General features: G+C 43.1%; 19 protein-coding genes. 9 read left to right on the top strand and 10 right to left on the bottom strand.

Going from position 1 to position 19552, the window contains the following annotated elements:
• Nucleotides 1-63: 63 nt before the first annotated feature.
• On the bottom strand, nucleotides 64-1017 hold the full coding sequence (locus tag ACMXYO_RS07400) for a DUF3179 domain-containing protein (RefSeq protein WP_415887863.1): 954 nt from the start codon (nucleotides 1015-1017) through the stop codon (nucleotides 64-66).
• A 130-nt stretch (nucleotides 1018-1147) separates the two neighbouring features.
• Between ACMXYO_RS07400 and hisI the strand changes: the two genes are divergently transcribed.
• Nucleotides 1148-1567 carry a phosphoribosyl-AMP cyclohydrolase gene (gene hisI, locus ACMXYO_RS07395; RefSeq protein ID WP_415881506.1) on the top strand — a complete coding sequence of 140 codons (420 nt, stop codon included), beginning with the start codon at nucleotides 1148-1150 and terminating at the stop codon, nucleotides 1565-1567.
• Between the two features lie 66 nt (nucleotides 1568-1633).
• Here hisI and ACMXYO_RS07390 read toward each other — a convergent pair whose 3' ends face one another.
• Nucleotides 1634-2644 carry a rhodanese-related sulfurtransferase gene (locus ACMXYO_RS07390; protein WP_415887862.1) on the bottom strand — a complete coding sequence of 337 codons (1011 nt, stop codon included), beginning with the start codon at nucleotides 2642-2644 and terminating at the stop codon, nucleotides 1634-1636.
• Between the two features lie 292 nt (nucleotides 2645-2936).
• Between ACMXYO_RS07390 and ACMXYO_RS07385 the strand changes: the two genes are divergently transcribed.
• Entirely contained in the window at nucleotides 2937-4817 is a 1881-nt protein-coding gene (locus ACMXYO_RS07385; protein ID WP_415887861.1) for a methyl-accepting chemotaxis protein, read from the top strand.
• A 143-nt stretch (nucleotides 4818-4960) separates the two neighbouring features.
• On the opposite strand, the gene ACMXYO_RS07380 is transcribed toward ACMXYO_RS07385, so the two are convergent.
• On the bottom strand, nucleotides 4961-5521 hold the full coding sequence (locus ACMXYO_RS07380) for a hypothetical protein (RefSeq protein WP_415887860.1): 561 nt from the start codon (nucleotides 5519-5521) through the stop codon (nucleotides 4961-4963).
• Between the two features lie 426 nt (nucleotides 5522-5947).
• Between ACMXYO_RS07380 and ACMXYO_RS07375 the strand changes: the two genes are divergently transcribed.
• The 3 genes from ACMXYO_RS07375 (at nucleotide 5948) to purU (ending at nucleotide 9501) form a co-directional block, all read left to right on the top strand.
• Nucleotides 5948-6832: a LysR family transcriptional regulator gene (locus ACMXYO_RS07375; RefSeq protein ID WP_415887859.1), complete on the top strand. Its 885-nt coding sequence runs from the start codon at nucleotides 5948-5950 to the stop codon at nucleotides 6830-6832.
• Nucleotides 6833-7079: 247 nt separating this feature from the next.
• Nucleotides 7080-8492: a coniferyl aldehyde dehydrogenase gene (locus tag ACMXYO_RS07370; protein ID WP_415887858.1), complete on the top strand. Its 1413-nt coding sequence runs from the start codon at nucleotides 7080-7082 to the stop codon at nucleotides 8490-8492.
• Between the two features lie 151 nt (nucleotides 8493-8643).
• Complete coding sequence (gene purU, locus ACMXYO_RS07365; RefSeq protein ID WP_415887857.1) at nucleotides 8644-9501, top strand: formyltetrahydrofolate deformylase; 858 nt, start codon at nucleotides 8644-8646, stop codon at nucleotides 9499-9501.
• 163 nt (nucleotides 9502-9664) lie between these two features.
• On the opposite strand, the gene ACMXYO_RS07360 is transcribed toward purU, so the two are convergent.
• The 4 genes from ACMXYO_RS07360 to ACMXYO_RS07345 all read right to left on the bottom strand — a co-directional run bounded on the left by ACMXYO_RS07360 (nucleotide 9665) and on the right by ACMXYO_RS07345 (nucleotide 12929).
• Nucleotides 9665-10066, bottom strand: a complete 402-nt coding sequence (locus tag ACMXYO_RS07360; RefSeq protein ID WP_415887856.1) for a VOC family protein — start codon at nucleotides 10064-10066, stop codon at nucleotides 9665-9667.
• 132 nt (nucleotides 10067-10198) lie between these two features.
• A complete protein-coding gene (locus ACMXYO_RS07355) occupies nucleotides 10199-10915 on the bottom strand; it encodes a DUF6602 domain-containing protein (RefSeq protein WP_415887855.1) in 717 nt (238 codons plus the stop codon).
• 59 nt (nucleotides 10916-10974) lie between these two features.
• Nucleotides 10975-11844 (bottom strand): hypothetical protein, encoded by an 870-nt coding sequence (locus ACMXYO_RS07350; RefSeq protein WP_415887854.1) that lies wholly within the window; start codon nucleotides 11842-11844, stop codon nucleotides 10975-10977.
• A 446-nt stretch (nucleotides 11845-12290) separates the two neighbouring features.
• On the bottom strand, nucleotides 12291-12929 hold the full coding sequence (locus tag ACMXYO_RS07345) for a glutathione S-transferase family protein (protein WP_415887853.1): 639 nt from the start codon (nucleotides 12927-12929) through the stop codon (nucleotides 12291-12293).
• A gap of 140 nt (nucleotides 12930-13069) precedes the next feature.
• Here ACMXYO_RS07345 and ACMXYO_RS07340 point away from each other — a divergent pair, with 140 nt between their 5' ends.
• Nucleotides 13070-13624: a TetR/AcrR family transcriptional regulator gene (locus ACMXYO_RS07340; protein WP_415881513.1), complete on the top strand. Its 555-nt coding sequence runs from the start codon at nucleotides 13070-13072 to the stop codon at nucleotides 13622-13624.
• 128 nt (nucleotides 13625-13752) lie between these two features.
• Here ACMXYO_RS07340 and ACMXYO_RS07335 read toward each other — a convergent pair whose 3' ends face one another.
• Nucleotides 13753-15420 (bottom strand): glutamine--tRNA ligase/YqeY domain fusion protein, encoded by a 1668-nt coding sequence (locus tag ACMXYO_RS07335; protein WP_415887852.1) that lies wholly within the window; start codon nucleotides 15418-15420, stop codon nucleotides 13753-13755.
• A 300-nt stretch (nucleotides 15421-15720) separates the two neighbouring features.
• On the opposite strand from ACMXYO_RS07335, the gene ACMXYO_RS07330 reads away from it, so the two are divergent.
• Nucleotides 15721-16242, top strand: coding sequence for a peptidylprolyl isomerase (locus tag ACMXYO_RS07330; protein ID WP_415884660.1), 522 nt, complete (start codon nucleotides 15721-15723; stop codon nucleotides 16240-16242).
• Nucleotides 16242-16967, top strand: a complete 726-nt coding sequence (locus ACMXYO_RS07325) for a UDP-2,3-diacylglucosamine diphosphatase (protein ID WP_415887851.1) — start codon at nucleotides 16242-16244, stop codon at nucleotides 16965-16967. The genes ACMXYO_RS07330 and ACMXYO_RS07325 overlap by 1 nt, the downstream gene beginning before the upstream one ends.
• A 67-nt stretch (nucleotides 16968-17034) precedes the next feature.
• Here the strand turns inward: ACMXYO_RS07325 and ACMXYO_RS07320 are convergent, their stop codons facing one another.
• The gene (locus tag ACMXYO_RS07320) at nucleotides 17035-17643 is read right to left on the bottom strand and encodes a tRNA-(ms[2]io[6]A)-hydroxylase (protein ID WP_415887850.1); all 609 of its coding nucleotides are present in this window, start codon (nucleotides 17641-17643) and stop codon (nucleotides 17035-17037) included.
• A gap of 139 nt (nucleotides 17644-17782) precedes the next feature.
• Here ACMXYO_RS07320 and ACMXYO_RS07315 point away from each other — a divergent pair, with 139 nt between their 5' ends.
• Complete coding sequence (locus tag ACMXYO_RS07315) at nucleotides 17783-18643, top strand: hypothetical protein (RefSeq protein ID WP_415887849.1); 861 nt, start codon at nucleotides 17783-17785, stop codon at nucleotides 18641-18643.
• A 19-nt stretch (nucleotides 18644-18662) separates the two neighbouring features.
• Here the strand turns inward: ACMXYO_RS07315 and ACMXYO_RS07310 are convergent, their stop codons facing one another.
• A complete protein-coding gene (locus tag ACMXYO_RS07310) occupies nucleotides 18663-19295 on the bottom strand; it encodes a LysE family translocator (RefSeq protein ID WP_415887848.1) in 633 nt (210 codons plus the stop codon).
• Nucleotides 19296-19552 lie beyond the last annotated feature (257 nt).

The following is a 19552-nucleotide window of genomic DNA, read 5'->3' as shown; positions in this document are numbered from 1 at the left end:
CAGGTTCAAATACCATTTTTGGGCTTTATCTAGAGGCTTTTGATAAATAGTTTATCAGCTAAATCACTTGGCTTTATAAACATCTGTGTCGGGGTGGAAGGTATACCAAGCAAACCAAAACGAGTTGACTGCCGGATAAGGTTTACCTGTTTCAGCATCGACAACCTCCCCCGTACGAGACGATGCATTAAACTGCAGTTTAAACTGCCGGCCATTAAAATCGTCTAGCAGCTCATTATTTGATGCTTTGGATAGTTCAGCAAAGGGATACGCCTTAAATGTTCCATCAACCTCCACACCCAAAACTCTTTCTTTGGGATGGTAAGCTTGGCTTCTGAACTCCACAGGAAAATACAGCACAGGGCTTTCGTCATAACTGCCATAAGGGCTTTGAGAATAGTCCCTTGAATATCCAGTATTTCGACTGAGCACTTCACCATCAGGGTAACGAGCTTTCCACTCTTTCCAGGTCATCTGATTCAATGGTAATTGAGTGAGTTTTTGACCTTTGAATTTCCCGGTCACGGCCTGACTTTTTAACTGTGACCAGAGAGAATCTGACTGACGATCATATAGCAGAACATCACTGTTATATAACAAGCCAGAGACACCAAAGGTCAGCGCCTCACCATTCATATCGGCGGAAAATGCCATGCCTGTTCCGCATAGAGGGCAATAACTGATCACAACAGGCTGACCGCCAAAATCATCATTCACGATCTCATGCCAGTTTAAGATATTAATAGGATATGCACGCGTAATACCGGCCAAGGTTAGGCTCAACACCTGTTGATCATCCTGCCAACCGCCCGCTTGCTTAGCCGCTATATATTCAGGCTTATAAATAGAAGGAATGCCATCACGCGCAGGACCGCCCGGCAGTATTTTTTCGGCAGGGATTAGACTATCGGAAAGATCAAACCCATTATGCTCAGCGAACACCGAACACGACTTAAAACAAACCAAGGTTACGAATATTGCGATAAGGAAGGCTAAAAGGCTTGTCCGTGAAAACATAGTGCGGTCCCAAAATTCCAGTTACTGGTTTGAGCACAAAAGAGGACAATGATTCAATTTAATTGTCCCGTCCCATTTAATTCCTTGTGGTATGATGCCCGCAGATTTTACTTGTAGCAGAGAAGCAACAATGAAAAACAGTTTTTACTACGACTTAGAGTCTGGCGTTAAAGGCAGTCAAACAGATCTAAGTGCAGCACTTGATAACCTTCGCTATAACGAAGACGGTCTGATTCCTGCGATTGCTCAGCAAGCAGAAACTGGCGAAGTGTTAATGATGGCGTGGATGAACCGCCTTTCCATTGAAGAGACATTAAAAACTGGCCAAGTGTGTTATTGGTCTCGTTCACGCCAAAGCTACTGGCGTAAAGGCGAAAGCTCTGGCCACGTACAAAAGCTAGTTGAGATGCGCATCGATTGTGATGGCGATACGCTTTTGTGCCTAGTGAATCAGTCGGGTCCGGCTTGCCATACCGAACGTTCTAACTGCTTCTTCCACGCTGTAAAAGAAGACAAAATTGAGATCATTTCTGAACCTTGCTGCAAATAAGCAACTTCAGATAAATATAAAAAAACCATGCCTTGGCATGGTTTTTTTAGTTTTGATCAAGGCTGATTAGCCTTTAGAACGCTCTTTTTGCGCTGCGCGATAAGCGGCTTTGGCATCACGATGCGCTTGAACAGCATCTTGCACATCAGAACCTAGGTGCGATTCACCACGCTCTTTCGCCAATTGAACTTGATGTTCACGCTCACGGAAACGCTGCTTTTGAGCATCACTCATCTTATCGATACAGTGCACACAGCTCACACCCTTCTCGTAAGAATCTAGCTGCTTTTCCTCTTCAGTAATTGGCATGCGGCACGCGTGACATTGATCGTAGTCACCTACTTCCAAGCCATGTTTTACAGAAACGCGGCCATCAAAGACAAAGCAGTCACCCTTCCACATCGAGTCTTCTTCATCTACCTCTTCAAGGTACTTCAGAATACCGCCTTCTAGGTGATAGACCTCATCAAAGCCCTGCTTTTTCAAATAGGCCGTGGATTTTTCACAACGAATACCGCCTGTACAGAACATAGCCACTTTCTTGTTCTTTTCTGGATCAAGATTTTCAGCAATATACTGAGGGAACTCACGAAACGTCTTAGTCTCTGGGTCGATCGCATTTTCAAATGTACCGATCGCCACTTCGTAGTCATTACGTGTATCAACCAAAACCACATCAGGATCAGAAATAAGCGCATTCCAATCTTTTGGTTTTACATAGGTACCCACCACCTTTTTAGGGTCGATACCTTCAACCCCCATAGTCACAATCTCTTTTTTCAGCTTAACTTTGGTACGCATAAAAGGATTGCTGGTATCGAACGACTCTTTATATTCGATAGGATTCAAACGATCATCTTGCTGCAACCACGCTAGCACCGTATCAATACCTTCGCGGCTTCCCGCAATCGTGCCGTTGATACCTTCATTGGCTAACAATAAGGTGCCGCGCACGCCTACTTTTTGCATACACTCGAAAAGCGGCTCTCTTAATGCTTCAAAGTTTTCCAGCGTGACGAATTTATACAGAGCGCAAACAACGGTCTGCTCTTCAGAATTTAGAGGTAAATCTGACATACAAACTCCGCTAATTGGGACGTAAACCCAACGCAAAATATAAAGCCCCAGCCGTTTTGACTGAGGCGACAACAATTTATCTGCACAACAGCAGATCTTGGGCGCAGATACTACCACAAAAACCAAGCGTTTAACTCAGGTACTTTGCATATTCTCCTCGATAAACATTCAACAATTTCATAATCCGAAATTGCCTTCCAAATATCTGGTCTAGAATAACTAGTTATCAACGCAGGGAAATGCCCTGTCACGCTATTGATAAACTTGAAGTCTCGTCTTTGAGGTTAACTGTATGAAAGTTTCACACAAGGTTGCCCTACTCGCTTCCACGGTTGTCATCCTAACCTTTGCCATCTATTCATGGATTCAATACAGCAGCGTCAGAGATGCTCTGTATGAGAAAACAGAGCAAAGTACCCAAGAAGCCACCTTAGTCCTGAGCTATCAGATAACCAACTGGCTCAACGCCAAATTAAAACTTATCGACATGATGGCGGAAAGTATCAACGCAGACTTTTCTCAAGAAACCATACAAGCCACCTTTGATAACCCCATTCTTAAAAAAGAGTTTATTTTGATTTTTGGTGGCCTAGATACCGACGGTAAAAAGATAACCAATGACCCAGAATGGAACCCAACAGGTTGGGATGCACGAAAACGCCCTTGGTACCCTTATGCAAAACAAAATGACAGGGCGGTATTAACCGATCCTTATGCCGATGCAGCCAGTGGCGAAATCCTTATCTCAGCCGTCGCTAACTTCTACGATAACCGTCAGTTCAAGGGCGCATTTGGTGGCGATCTAAGCTTAAAAACCGTATCCGATGCACTGAACACTCTTAACTTCAACAACACCGGTTACGCATTCCTGCTCAACTCAAACGGCAACATAATCAGCCATCCCAACGCAGATATGAATGGTAAATCCATCAATGAGTTATTCGATGGCACTGCACCTAGCTTTAACCGTGAGCTAGCCGAATCATCCGTTAACGACGATACCGTTTTTGTCTCTTTTAGCAAGCTAGAAGGGCTTCAAGGTAGCCAATGGCTGATAGGTGTAGTTCTAGATAAAGGCCTTGTAATGGCCGATGCTAATCAAATAGGTATCACTGCTCTCATTGCAACGATTATCAGCGCTCTTATCTGCAGCGGTGCTTTATATGTGACCGTGTCTAAGCAGCTACTTCCTCTAGAAAACCTTCGTAGCTCATTAGTCGAGATAAACAGTGGCGAAGGCGATCTGACCAAGCGCCTAGAAGTTAAAACTCAAGATGAGTTTGGCCAAGTATCTACGGACTTCAACCAGTTTATTAGTTACCTGCAAGACCTGATTACTCGAGTAAAACAGATTTCAACGGATGTACGCTCAAATAGTGACCACACCTTCAATTCAGCCTCTACAGCGGCTAATGAGCTTGAAAAACAACTATACGAGCTCGATCAATTAGCCACAGCAATGCACCAAATGTCCGCCACTGCTCAAGACGTAGCAACTAATGCGCAACACGCCGCTGACTCAGCCCAACGTGCGGATTCCGCTGCTAGTGATGGGGTTGCAGTAGTATCCAAGACCACAGAATCAATCCGCCATTTAGCTGATGATATGGAAAATATTGTCAATACCGTCAATGAGCTAGCTAATTACAGTAACAATATTGAATCGATCCTAACCGTAATTACCGAAATAGCAGATCAAACCAACCTGCTCGCCCTAAACGCAGCAATCGAGGCTGCCCGCGCCGGTGATAAAGGCCGAGGTTTTGCCGTAGTTGCCGACGAAGTCCGTGCCCTCGCCTCCAGAACGCAGCAATCGACTGAAGAGATTAAAGATATGATTCAGCAACTTCAATCCGGGGTAAGAAATGCCGAAACCACAATTACTCAAAGCAGAGAGTTAGCAGCTAAAACCCAAGACATTGCCAGTGAAGCCAACACCGTTCTCAACACTATCCGCGACAACATTCAGGAAATTAACCAAATGACAGTCCAGATAGCGACTGCAGCAGAACAACAAAGCGCCACTTCAGAAGAGATTAACCGCAACACCACCAATATCCGCGACCTAAGCCAATCTGTCTCTAATAACGCCAAAGCACAGGAATCAAACTGCCATCAAATGACAGACCTAACGCGTAAGCAGGATGCGGAACTTGGGAAGTTTAAGGTTTAAGGGCAGGACACTGCTTCGCAGCTAGAGATCGGCTTCGCCTTATAGGACGCTTCGCTAGAGGACGCCGCTGCGCGGCTAGAGGAAAAGCCTAATAGTTCATAATGTAGGGTGCAATAGCGAAGCATGCTAAGAAAATTGACTGGTTAAGCAAAACATTCGGCATGCATTGGTATAGCGCTGAAATAGAGTTTTTCATCTGGGTGAAGTAATTCAAACTCATTCATTAACTCTACGACCGCTTCTAAACCGTTTTCCATTGATTCTGGTAGAAATGACTCTTGTGTTAAGAAATCACTCATGGATTTAAAGTGCACAATTTTGTTTCTGTCAGATATTAATTTCTTCAGTCTCTCATAGCCTTGGCCAGATTTATCAAGCTCTTTACCAATAGCTAGGCGAGGCACAATAATAAACTTTGATTCTATGTTGATTTTTTCAATATGTTTCTTCGTGTAACTACTTCCTAGATGCTTTTTCGAATAGTCATAAATGAAAGCCTCCAGGCACATGGCTGAAAACACTATACTTTGGACTGCACATTTTAAGCTTTGATAGCAATAATCACTGCTCTCCATATCCTTCATCCAGTCTTCTTTGTCACTGGATAGCACTACGTCTACTCGGTTTCGATATTCTTCAAAACGATCGCGATTCTCAAGAGCTATCTTGTAATAAAAGTTACTCACTGTGTGTGCATCTGCCATATTTTATCTCTTGCACTAAAATTTTTTACTTACGGAGGAATATCTATCTAAACCGTATTTAACTAAAACATATGTAAGGAATGACAAAGAAAGGACTAATTCTGAAAAGTGAAAGCATCTTCCATGACAGATCGAGCATGTGCTAAACCAGATTAAATACTTGCATCATAAAATAGGCTATATGTAGCTCTACCTTTGCCCGACATCCATCTGTCTGTTTTAAAAATATATTTAACTTAGCATCAGCAGTAAAGCAAGCTTCAAAAATAGCAACCGTCTCTGTACTTTTAGTCTTTTTCTCTAGCGAAGCGTCCTAAAAGGCGAAGCCGATCTCTAGCTGCGAAGCAGCGTCCTGTATTCTTTATTCCTTGCTATTAAAAAAAGGAATATATTCTTCAGATACACATAAACAAATGAGTACCTCTTATGCTCGATGTCTCAGATATCACCCTACTCAAAACCGTTGCTGAGGAAGGTAGTATCAGCAAAGCTGCGGAAAAGCTGCATATGTCTCAGCCGACCTTGAGCAAGAAGATTGCACGTTTAGAAAAAGTATTAAAGGTTGAGCTGTTCCATAGACAAAGCACAGGAATGAACCCAACAGCGATTGCTAGTTACTTGATTGAGAGCGGTGAGCAGCTTCGCGCAAAGCTGGATACTTTATGTCGTCATGTTGAGCTTCTATCCAACCTTGAAGGTGGGACATTAAAGATCGGGGTCAGCCCGATTGTCGAGCAACTGCTTTTCCCAAAAGTTCTGATGGACTTTGTCGAAGAGTCCAACAATGTAGAGATCTCATTTAAGGTGGATCTACCACAGAAGATACCGAGCTTAGTGCTTAACGGTGAGATTGATATAGGTATTGGCCCTGCACTACCTCAAGAGCGCGCTTCCGAATTAGTCATCAGAAAGGTTCAAAGTGCACGCATTGTCTTTGTAGTTAGAGCCGGCCACCCATTAACTGAAAGCAAAGGGACTCTCCCTACCGATGAGCTTAATAATTTCCCGGGTATAGGTCCTAGCGTAAACAAGTCCATGTCAGAGTTCTTACAAGAAAACGATGTTTACCTACCGTTTAAGATTACTTGTGACAATTACCAGATCGCTAAATCGATCGTTATGTCTTCCGATTACTTCACCGGTGGCCCGAGAGAGCTATTTACTAAAGAGCTAGATTGCGGGGAACTCGTGCAATTAGATATTGCTGAAGAGATACCTTGGCAATCCTACTGCATTACCCGACAGGAAACGGAGTATGCACCTGCGGTTAAGAAATTCATTGAAATTCTGGAACAATATTCAGATGTATAACCCCGTTCTGTAATAAGAGCTACTGGTAGCGCTTTGAAATAAAAACATTATTCCTAATTTTTATTACCCTTAGTAATTTTTGTAAATTCCTTAATACCCAGCTAGCGTCTATTCTATCGATATGTTTTCAAGTGTGTGAGCGATTCCATCTGATTAAGCAAGGTATGCGAATCCTTAGAAGTCCGGTAAAGCTTGAGCAATAGGAGGCATGGAAAGCGATTAAATGACTTTAGCCAGGGTAATTAAGATGACTAATTTGAACCACATTTCGCCAGACAATTTACAGATCACCTTTCAGACGATGCGTGCCGCATACAATTCGCAACCAGCACCCTCTTATGCTGAACGTGTAGTAGTACTTAAAACTCTTAAGGCCTCTGTCATTAAACATGAGCAAGCGATCTACGATGCTTTGAAAAAAGATTACGGTTATCGCAGTGAGTTCGACACTCTTATTGCCGATGTACTTCCTAGCGTCGCGGGCATTAACTACGCGCTAAAAAATCTAAAGAAATGGATGAAACCTTCTAAACGTCATGCCGGTTTGATGCATTTCCCTTCATCGGTGAAAGTCCACTACCAACCTTTAGGTGTGGTCGGTGTTATTACACCTTGGAACTTCCCGGTATTCCTTGCACTCGGGCCTGCAATTCAAGCTTTAGCCGCTGGTAATAGAGTGATGATCAAAATGAGCGAGTTCACGCCTAATGCCAATCAAGTGCTGCGCGAAATCGTTAAAGAGCTTTCCGAGCATATTCAGATTATTGAAGGCGAAGCCGATGTAGGTGCAGCGTTCTCAACATTGCCGTTTGATCATCTGATTTTTACCGGCTCATCTGCGGTAGGCAAACTTGTCGCCAAATCGGCCGCTGATAACTTAACCCCGATTACGCTAGAGCTTGGCGGAAAGTCGCCAACCATTATTGATGACCAGATCAGTATGGATATTGCCGTTGATGCGGTGATCTTGGGTAAATCGGTCAACTCTGGGCAGATCTGCGTAGCCCCAGATTATATTTTTGTTCCTGAAGCGAGAGAAAACGAATTTATCTCTACTTTTATTGAGCGATACACCCAATATCACTTGAACGGTGATAACCAGAACACCCAAACTCATATCGTTAGCGAAAGACAATATGATCGTTTAATGGCATTTATTGAGGACACCAAAAGTAAAGGCGGCAAACTTCACCCAGTCAAAGCAATAGAGAATGATGCAGGACGACGTGTCTATCCTCAGTTAGTGACTCAGGTCACTGAGGATATGAGTATTCTAAAAGAGGAAATTTTTGGTTCAATCCTACCAGTAATGACCTACAACAAAATCGAAGAGGTAACGCGTTATATCAATGAACACCCAAGGCCACTTGCGTTGTATATAATGTCCAAGGATAACACTTTGATTGATTACCTGTTGAACAATACCCATAGCGGCGGCGTATCAATTAATGACACTGCTATGCACGCTGCAGCAGATGATGCTCCCTTTGGCGGCGTAGGTAATTCAGGTATGGGTCACTATCACGGTTACGAAGGCTTCCAAACTTTTTCGAAAGCAAAAACAGTACTTCACTCGAGCCCGTGGTTACCCAAAAACAGCTTTATTCTTAAGAACCGTGATTTTGTTTTTAAGACATTGCGAAAGTTTTTGCTGAAATAATTTTGTGAAAAAAACTAAGATCCAATCAGCTCCTGCTACTGAATAAGGGAGCTGATTCCCCCTTCCTGTCAACTTCCTTCAGCCTCATTACCATTTATGGAGCCAAAAAAGATCGTCTAGACTTAATTATTATCTGGTAAAGGAGAGTGAAATGACTGGTAGCTCATGGATACTCACGGCTAGCTGCCCCAGCGAACTGGGTACAGTTGATGCGGTGACGGGTTTTCTCTACGAGAACGAACACTATATAGAAGAGCTCCACTCCTTTGATGACGAGAGCAGTCAGCATTTTTTTATCCGAGCATGCTTTAGAACCAATAGCCACTTTGATCAGAGCACATTCAGCCAACGCTTTTCCCTCAGAACTGACAAATTTGATATGCAATGGGAATTGCAGCCCAGTGATTACAAACCCAGAGTTGTTATTCTGGTATCGAAATTTGATCACTGCCTCAATGACCTGCTCTACAAAAAGCAGATTGGTCAGTTAAACATCGATATACCCGCTATCATTTCTAACCACCCCGATCTGAAAGATCTAGCAGACTGGTATCAGATCCCTTATCACCACCTTCCTATTACTCCAGAAAGTAAACAGCAGCAGGAACAGCAACTCTGGAAATTAATTGAAGACATAAACGCCGATCTCGTTGTTTTAGCTCGATATATGCAAGTGCTTTCGGATGAACTCTGTCAAAAACTCGAAGGCTGGGCGATCAATATCCATCACTCACTCCTACCCGGCTTTAAAGGTGCAAAACCCTATCACCAAGCTTATGAAAAAGGCGTGAAAACGGTGGGTGCTACCGCACACTATATCAATGCGGATCTCGATGAAGGCCCAATCATTGCCCAAGGAATTGAACCTGTTGACCATACCTACTATCCAGAAGATCTGATCGCTAAAGGTAGGGATATTGAGCGCATCACACTATCTCGAGCGGTGAGGTACCATATTGAGAAACGAGTATTCCTCAATGGTAATAGGACGGTGGTTTTTAAAAAATAGGACGCTGCTTCGCAGCTAGAGATCGGCTTCGCCTTTTAGAACGCTTCGCTAGAGGACGCCGCTACGCGGCTAGAGGAAAAGCCGCTGCGGCATGGATCGTAGGGTGCAATAACGAAGTGTATTGCACCATTAAAATCATGAATTTGTGTAATACGCTCTGCTATTACACCCTACTGGCTGGTTGATGAAACTCGATTACATTGTCATCAGGATCTCTAATAAAGAAAAACTGAGCACCCTCGTATTCAACTTCTCCAGTAATCGGGAAACCAAGCTCCTGAATGCTAGCTTTTGCGGAATTGTAATCGGTTATTTCAAGAGCAATATGTGTATAGCCAGGGTATTTCAGGTCTGCTTCCATCAACATATTCTTTTTAGGTGCCTCTTTAGAGACATTCAAAATAAGATTTATATTTATTCCTGATGGATGCTCAATAATAGCAACAGGCTCTGGTCCCACAGGACCAACGATAAATTCAAATCCAAGCTTCTCATAGAATTCACGAGAGACATCCATATCCCGAACTCTCAACCCTACATGATTTATTCTGGTGATCTCTTTCATGATATTTCCTTGGTATTGGGATTTAGAGGTGCAGCTAACGCCTGGCACAGCCGCCGCCAAAAATGGCGCGTAATTGCGCAAGCAATTTAAGTGACAATTTTGGCGGACAGTTGCTGCCACTTGTTAGGCCTTTTACTTGTACCCTTGCATATATTGATCCCAGTTAGGGTTTATTGCCCGCCCAAAAGCAACATCTTGTAAAGCATGATATAGCTTCCCTACAAATACTAAGGTTTCCCAATATTGGCCATGCTCATCACTTGGCTCAATAAATGTTGAGCTTGATGAATTTAGCTTTAAAAGAGAAAACTGGCCAACGACACAAATACCTACAACGAAAGGGTTCCGGCTTAAGAAATCTTTTAAGGTATCTAGGCTAACTTTACAATCGTAAGCAAGAATAATTGAAGGAACTAAAACCTTTTGTTCAGCAAGCTGAATAGATTCTTGTCCTTGTCTATTCGTATAACGCAACTTACTTATAGATTTTGACTGACTTTCAACCTGATCCAATGCCTGCTTATGTAAAGTCGACTTTATCTCTGCCGTCATTAACGATGCTTCAACAGGAACTATCGATATGTCATCATGTAATGCAAGTGATGGCAGCAGTGCATCATTCGCCACAATAAAATCCATTTGCATGCTGCTTAAGCCAGAGGCATCGCAAATTATTCCTGAAGTTATTGAATAAGATTGCGGGATGACATCCTGAAAGAACTCAATTAAGTATTTCTCCCTTAATTGACCACGCATACCCATATGAGTCACAGACTCGGCTTCTTGATATTTTGCCATCATTGCAGCTACTCGAGCTCTAACAACGCTTTGTATTGGATTACTTTCCATATCTCTCCTGAAGCCTAACGCCTGCCGCAGCCGCTGCAAAACTGGCGGTTGTTAGGCATTTATATTAAGTTGAAATAAACTCGGACAATTTTGCCGCCATACTTTTCAGCGTACACAGGATACATACCATCTCCAAGAGCTGTTCTAACTGCCAAGCCCGCACCTTCATGACCTAAACGAAATGGTAATGACCCATAACCATCGTCATTCATTGTTGCATAGCATGCACCGGCATAAGAAAAAGAAATTTTATCGGTGTTATCAATCTCAATAGCCTCAAACCGGCCTGATTGATTCAACTCATTTACCGTCTCAGTGAAACCTTCAATTTTCTCGTCATAGCGTTGGAAATGTTTCCTAAACTGATAAATCTCATCAGTCTTGGTATCTCTATACAGACGAATATCTTCAAATTTCTGATCTTCCCATTCAGAATCAATATAGCAAGGATCTGAAATCATTAACTGGCCACTATCAACTGCAACCATACCCATCTCTTCTATTTCGTATTCAGCATCAGCACCGAAAAGCTCTTCATCTTCCTCATCGAATTGAAGATCCAGAAGCTCCATGGTTTTTCGAATATCTTTGGTTTTTTCTAGCTCACTTTTTAATCTAGCTAATTGTTGGTTGGCTACTTCAAGCTCTTTTTCATGTCCTTTCTTATCGCTATCTAATCGTCCAATTTCATCTTCTCTGATCTTTATTCGTTCATTCAGAACTTTCTCCATGTTTTCTGGAGATCTCTTTTCCATTTCAGCCACTTTGTCTTTTAAATGCGACAAGCTTTTTTCTACAGTAGTAATTTGCTCATCTTTAAGCTTTAGCATGGAACCTAAGTTCTTCATATAAGCTAGATAAACCCACCCTGCGACACCTAATGCAAAGGCGTTGGCAGTAAGCTGTAAGTAATTTATGATTTCATTCATATTCTCGATCTATTCCCTGCCTAACATTTGTATATACAGGGGTCCGTATATCTACCCTAACTGCATTTGTTTAAGAACAGATGTAACGAATTGAAAAGGAAGGGTTATTTTAGGGATATTTAAAATTCTTCCGTGACAAACCGCGCATGCTCTATATCTATTGATATACATTCTTTATAAACAAAAGCTCCGTATATCTCCCCATGCCAGACGTCCATCTGTCTGTTTATAGGTATTTTTAACTTGGCACTAGATGGAAAGCAAGCATCAGTCATGCCTAATATATAAATCAAACCATAAAAAAAGGGTGTAACAGTCATCCCATTACCCCCTTATTTCTAATCAACTTCTAAATTGCTCTTTTGCTTTTTCTCTAGCAAAGCGTCCTAAAAGGCGAAGCCGATCTCTAGCTGCGCAGCAGCGTCCTCTAGCGTAGCGTCCTGAATCTATTTAAGAACATCCTTAGCAAAATCCTGCTGGCGAATCGTCTGGATATAGTTCAGTACATTTTCGTGCTTAGCCACCAACGGCTTACCTACTTCATTGCCTTCGATGTAATCGATAATTGGGATCAAGATTAGATCTGCAGCTGTAAGTTCGTAACCGCAGATAAAAGGATAATCAGCTAGTTGATCAGCAACGACGGATAGTGCGTTTTCGATACCTGGAACAGCAGCTTCAACTTTATCCATGCGTACTGTGCCGTTTTCACCTTTCGGGAAGATGAACTCAAGCAATACTTTACGCACGATTTCAAAATCGACATAGATACCGCTGATACCACTCCACGCTTCCACTTGGGCTTGAGCATATGGATCGGTTGGATAAAGTTTTGCGCCACCGTATTCATTTTCTAAGTAATGCAGAATCGCAACGGTCTCTGGAATTGGCCCTTTATCAGTTAGTAGCACTGGGAATTTGGTATATGGGTGGATCGCTTTATGGCCTGGGGTATGAAAACCCACTGCTTCGCCATCCACTTGTGTAGTTACCTCGTAAGGCAGTCCTTTTAGCTCGCAAGCCATCATCACACTGCGCACAAATGTACTGAAAGATGGACCATAAATTCGGATTGGTGCAGTCATGCTTAAACTCCTGTTATCTAATTCGGTTAACTCATTCAGTTAACTACTTGAGCTCCACTTTATTGACCGACACAATATGTTCAAGAACATATTTTAAACTTATGCCATACTCCGCCATAAGCAAGTACAGGAGTAGTTTTATGGGTTGGACGGCTGAACAAAAGCAACAAAGTCGTAAAAAGATTATTGATAGCGCTGCAGAACTCTTTACCAAAGATGGCTTTGATAAAGTCGCGATTAACGATGTGATGAAACACGCCGGTCTAACCCGAGGGGCGTTTTACAATCACTTTGAATCTAAGAGCGATCTCTACGCCGAAGCGATATTGAGCGCTGCTCACCTAGCTAAAAGTCATACCATTGAACGCTCTGGTTTTCAGTTGTCGGATATTATTGAAACTTACCTGAGCGACAAACATCGGAATGGTGAGTTCTGCTGCCCTTTAGCATTCTTAACCACGGACATTCATCAACGAGATGATCAGGTCCGCACAACGTATACCCGCGTACTGAAAGGCTTTATCAATAATATCCATGAGCTAAATGAAGGCCAGCCAGCCCTCGATGAGAGCGAAGCGATTAAGAAAGCAGTGCTAATGATTGGTGGGGTTGCGATTGCCAGAGCGGTTAATGAGGACGATTTTGCAGAACAGCTATTAAGTGCCTGCCGCGAAGGAGTTAATAAGGGCGGGTAAGAATCGGATAAAGGCAGGAAGAAACAGCCTGGTGCGGATAAAATCAGCCAAAAACGAAAAACCGGCTAAAAGCATCTCTGCTCTTAGCCGGTTTTAGCTGACCTTAGCTGCTACTAGCGGGTCTTAATTTATTTCCCCCACGAATCACGCAGGCCAGCGGTACGGTTAAATACCAACTTATCAGCTGTAGAGTCTGAATCTACGCAGAAGTAACCGGTACGCTCAAACTGGTAAGCGCTTTCCACTGCTGCATCAGCTAGACCTACTTCACAACGGCTGTCAGTTCTAACCACTAGAGATTCTGGGTTGATAAACTCAAGGAAATCTTTTTCCTTATCGCCTGTTGGGTTTGCTTCGGAGAACAAACGATCGTACTCGCGCACTTCACAAGGTACAGAGTTATCAGCAGATACCCAGTGTACAACGCCTTTAGCTTTGTAGCCTTCTGGATTCGCGCCGGCAGTTGCAGGATCGTAAGTACATTTCAATTCAACAACGTTACCATCCGCATCTTTGATAACTTCTTGGCAGGTAATAACGTAAGAACCACGTAGACGAACAGCAACACCTTGCGTTAGACGCTTCCACTTACGTGGCGGTACTTCAGCAAAGTCGTCTTGTTCGATAAGAATGTTACGTGTAAAAGGAACTTTACGAACACCCATCGTTTCATCTTTAGGATGCTTAGGCAGCTCGAACCACTCTTCCTGACCTTCATCATAGTTAGTGATTGTGACTTTCAGTGGCTGAACAACACACATTGCACGCGGTGCATTTTTGTCTAGATCTTCACGCACGAAGAATTCGAACTGAGCCATATCAACTGTGCCGTCAGTTTTAGCAACCGCTAGGCTGTCACAGAAGTTACGTACAGCAGCTGGCGTATAACCACGACGACGTAGGCCAGAGATAGTAGGCATACGCGGGTCATCCCAACCATTTACATGGTTTTCATCAACAAGCTGCTTCAGCTTACGCTTACTGGTTACTGTGTAGTTCAGGTTTAGACGACCAAACTCATACTGACGTGGCTGAGATGGTACAGGTAGGTTCTCGATGAACCACTCGTACAATGGGCGGTGATCAGCAAACTCTAGCGTACAGATTGAGTGCGTTACGCCTTCAATCGCATCTTCTTGGCCATGCGCAAAGTCGTAGCTTGGGTAGATGCACCACTTGTCACCTGTCTGGTGGTGAGATTCTTTACGAATTCGGTAAAGAATCGGGTCACGCAGGTTCATGTTAGAAGAAGCCATGTCGATCTTAGCGCGCAGTACACAGCTACCTTCGTCAAACTCGCCCTTGCGCATGCGCTCGAGTAGATCAAGGTTCTCTTCAGGTGAACGCTCACGGTATGGGCTGTCTTTACCTGGTTCAGTAGCCCAACCACGGTATTCTTTTGCTTCTTCTGGGCTTAGGTCACAAACGTATGCTTTGCCTTCACGAACAAGGTGCTGCGCCCACTCGTAGAACTGATCAAAGTAGTTTGACGCGTAACGAACTTCACCCGCCCACTTAAAACCTAACCATTCAACGTCTTGCTTGATCGCATCAACGTATTCTTGATCTTCTTTGGTCGGGTTAGTGTCATCAAAACGTAGATTACATTCGCCGTTATATTTCTCAGCAGTGCCAAAGTTCAGGCAGATAGACTTAGCGTGGCCAATGTGAAGATAACCATTTGGCTCTGGCGGAAAACGTGTAACAACTTTTCCGTTGTTCTTACCGTCTTCCAGATCCTGTTCAATCACCTGATGAATAAAGTTAGTAGGTTTACTGCTTTCTGTATTGCTCATAAAAACGTCTTAATCCCGACATTGCATGAATTCTGAATTGCCCTGAAACGCGTCCACATCTATAGGGCATAAATTGTTGTACATTATAAACGGATGCGCCGCCTAATTGGCAGTGAATATCAGTAAGATTTTTTCAATAAATTTCTAAGTAATCCCCGCATACCAAAAAGGCCGCCTACAATTCTTTGGGGTTGGTACTTTAGAATCAATTATTCGCCACTTAGGAATAAACAGTGATGCGTTTCTCTTAGACTTGCGTATAATGGGCCAGTCAAAGGCGAAGAAGTGGACTTTACAACAATGATCATCCTCCATACTAATTTTGGTGATATCTCTATAGAGCTAGACCACGAAAAAGCTCCGAAAACAGCAGCAAACTTCGAGCAATATGTCACGGAAGGCTTCTACGATGGCGTTATTTTCCATCGTGTAATCAATGGCTTCATGATCCAAGGCGGCGGTTTTGAACCAGGTATGGTACAAAAAACCACTCGCGAAACTATTGAAAACGAAGCAGACAACGGTCTATCTAATGCGGCAGGCACTATCGCTATGGCACGCACAATGGATCCACACAGCGCATCTGCACAGTTCTTTATTAATGTTTCTGACAACACTTTCCTTGACCACACAGCTAAGACAACTGAAGGCTGGGGTTACGCGGTATTTGGTAAAGTTGTTGACGGTATGGATGTAGTTAACAAACTAAAAGCTGCATCGACTACTATCCGCGCAGGCCACCAAGATGTACCGGTTGAAGATATCATCATCGAATCAGCTGAAATCGTTACAGAAGAAGTAGAAAGCGCAGAAGAAGAATAATGCCCGTATACTTTGTCTCAGATATACATCTGAAACCCGAACGCCCGGATCTTACCCGGGCGTTTTCGTATTTCCTAGAACATACTGCTACCGATGCGACACAGCTGTATCTTCTAGGGGATATTTTCGAAGCATGGATTGGCGACGATTGCCCTACCCCCGGCTTGGATGATCTTTTACAGCAACTCAAAACATTGAGTGACAAAGGCTGTGAAATTTTCTTCCAACACGGCAACCGCGATTTTTTGGTAGGCGAACAGTTCTGCCAAAGCATCGGTGCCAAACTGCTACCTGAAGAACTTGTACTTCCGCTGCCAATTGGCAATGCCGTGGTGCTTCATGGTGATCAGCTTTGTACAGATGATACTGAGTACATGCAGTTCCGCGCTTTGGTTCGCAATCCACAGTGGCAACAAGATTTCTTAAGTAAGTCATTAGAAGAGCGTTTAGCTATCGCTCGACAACTGAGAGACACCAGCAAACAACGCACAACCGAAAAGTCTGATTACATCACTGATGTAAATGCAGACGCGGTTAAACAATCTTTTGCTGATAACAAAGTTTCACTGATGATCCATGGTCATACCCATAGACCTGCTGTACATGAAGTGGAGCTAGCTTCCGAGTCTGCGACACGTATTGTGCTCGGCGATTGGGACACACTCGGCTGGTATCTTAAAGTCGATCAAGATGGATACGATCTCATTAGCTTCGAAATCGAGTGATTAAGTACTCACGACAAGATCATTAAAAAAGGCCGCAATTGCAGCCTTTTTCTTTAAGCACTTACACTCAGATGAATGTTGGAGCACCGCTATGGAAACGGAACTCGTCATCCGGAGATTCAATCAGCTCTCGCTCAACTTCGCGGAAAAACGCTACACGCTCATCAATAGGTTCACCGGCATAGTCTGCTGCAAGACCTAAGTAATCTTGGTAGTGACGGCCTTCTGATTTCAGCAAGGAGCGATAGAACTTAGCCAGTTCCTCATCTAAGAACGGCGCCAATTTGGCAAAACGCTCACAAGAACGTGCTTCTATATAAGCACCAATAATTAAAACATCGATCAAACGGCCCGGCTCAGATGTACGTGTATGGGTACGCATACCACCTGCATATCTTGCAGAAGACATGTGATCATAAACCACACCTCTATCCTGCATGATCGCCAGCACTTGCTCAAAGTGAATCAGCTCTTCACGTGCTAGACGTGACATCTTGTTTAACAACTCAAGACGATCAACATAGCGAAACATCAATGTCATTGCTGTCGAAGCCGCTTTCTTCTCACAATGCGCATGATCAATCAGAAGGATATCCTGATTCTGCAAAGCAGCTTGTATCCAAGAATCGGGAGTTTCACATGCTAAAAATTCTTTGATCTCGTCGAGAGCGTCCATTAATACCTGACCTAACACACGTTGTAATAAGGAGGCGCATTATAGCCATTGATATAAGACTTTTTAACCTCGGAAGTCCTATATTCCTTAACTGGTTGATCTACTACAATAAAATGGTCCAATTTGGTTGAGTTGTACAATGCGATCTTTTCTAACACTGCTGTTATTAGTATCAAGCCAACTTAGTGCAGACACCCTATCAATTGGTGTTCATGCTAATTACGTTAATGAGCATTTTAAATTAGCCGCAGGTAGAGCCGGCTATTCAAATGTATTACCGGTAAAAGAGTGCCCAGAACTAGACTCCGAACAACTTAAAGACTCTCAACGAATCACCATGGATATCATGGTCATTTGCAACGCTGTTAAGTCAGCGGGTTACGTCGATATTATTCGACTGGTGCCATACCCCAATGTTGCTCGTGGTCTGCAGTTAGCCACTAACAATAAGATTGATATGGTTGGTCAATCACTGTTTGAAAGCGATCATCTCGAAGACAAAAACCTCTTAATAACCGCGCCTATTATTCGCAAAGGGGAATTTCAGGTTGGTATTTTTTCCACCAAAAACAGAACTGACATTTTGGAGTTAGGTGAAAATATCGATGTCACCAAATTAAAAGGCGTTACCGTTAAAAGCTGGAAAACTGACCAAGTGGCCCTGAACGATATCGGGACTAAGCAAGTTAACCTGCTACCCACTAGAAACCTCATTGCTAATTTCATCTCCAGTGGCCGTGGAGACTTTACCCTCTCCTACCTTAAAGAGCCGGTCGTCACAAGAATCGGCGGCGAATTAATCAGAATACCGGGCGTAAAAGTCAGTTTTGATGCATCCCGCTCTTTTATTTTGCCAGCGCGTGATACTCAGCTTTTCAATATTCTGCAAAGCTACATCAAAGAGCAAAGACAAAAATCACCAGATGCGATTCGCCAAGCTTATATACACGCAGGCTTTATTACTGAAGATTACGATCACTGGCGTGATCTAGCTAAGTAGTACGCAAGATGAAGCAGCATTATCTTTCAGTCGTTACCAGCTTCAGCGCCAAACCAACAAAGACGGTGCCAGCGACTTTATTAATAATCGATTGACCCAATTCGGAATCTTGAATCCAACCACGCAAACTCCCCGAAAGTAGCGCCACTGAGCTCATAACAAAGAAAGCTACAACGATAAAAACCATACTTAAGGTAAATAACTGCTGACTTAGTGAGCCAACCGCTGGGTCGGCAAACTGAGGCAGGAAGGCCATAAAGAAGATCGCCAATTTTGGATTAGTAGAGCTCATCAGAATTCCACGACGATAGAGTTGCATCGCACTAAATTGTGGCTGATCTGACAGAGACACCTTGGCAGCGGCCGCCCGAAAAGAGATAAACGCTAAATAAAGTAGATAACCCACACCGACCACTTTAAGCAGGGTAAACGCCAAAGCACTAGCCTGAAAAATTGCAGCCACACCTAAAGTTACAGCAACGGTGTGAAATAGCAGACCCGTACATAAGCCAAGAGTTACAACGATACCGGCTTTACGACCATGAAGAATCGACTGTATCAAAACAAAAATATTATCGGGCCCTGGCGCATAGGAAATTAACGTAGACGCAACAATAAATCCGATCAGTACATCAACACTTAACATACTCATAACTACCTAAAATATTTATCTACAGTGGATCATAATCAGTCATCGCAATCATTCAAATCCCTATTCAATCTAAATCTGTTTCTTTTTTGGGGGCACGACCATTTTTTGGTAGCAAACACTATCGGGAGTTATAAAAGCGATAAAGGAGTGCAATTTATTTTTTTATTCCGAAAAATATCAATAACCCTCATATATCAGTAACTTAAAATCTAATTTTCAGTTAAAAAAACTACCAGAATTTTTAAAAGCCTAGCGTT

The sequence above is a fragment of the Neptuniibacter sp. QD37_6 genome (genome assembly GCF_047778085.1).
GTDB lineage: Bacteria > Pseudomonadota > Gammaproteobacteria > Pseudomonadales > Balneatricaceae > Neptuniibacter.
Note: the sequence above shows the minus strand (reverse complement) of the source record. Positions and strands in the feature narration are given on the sequence as shown.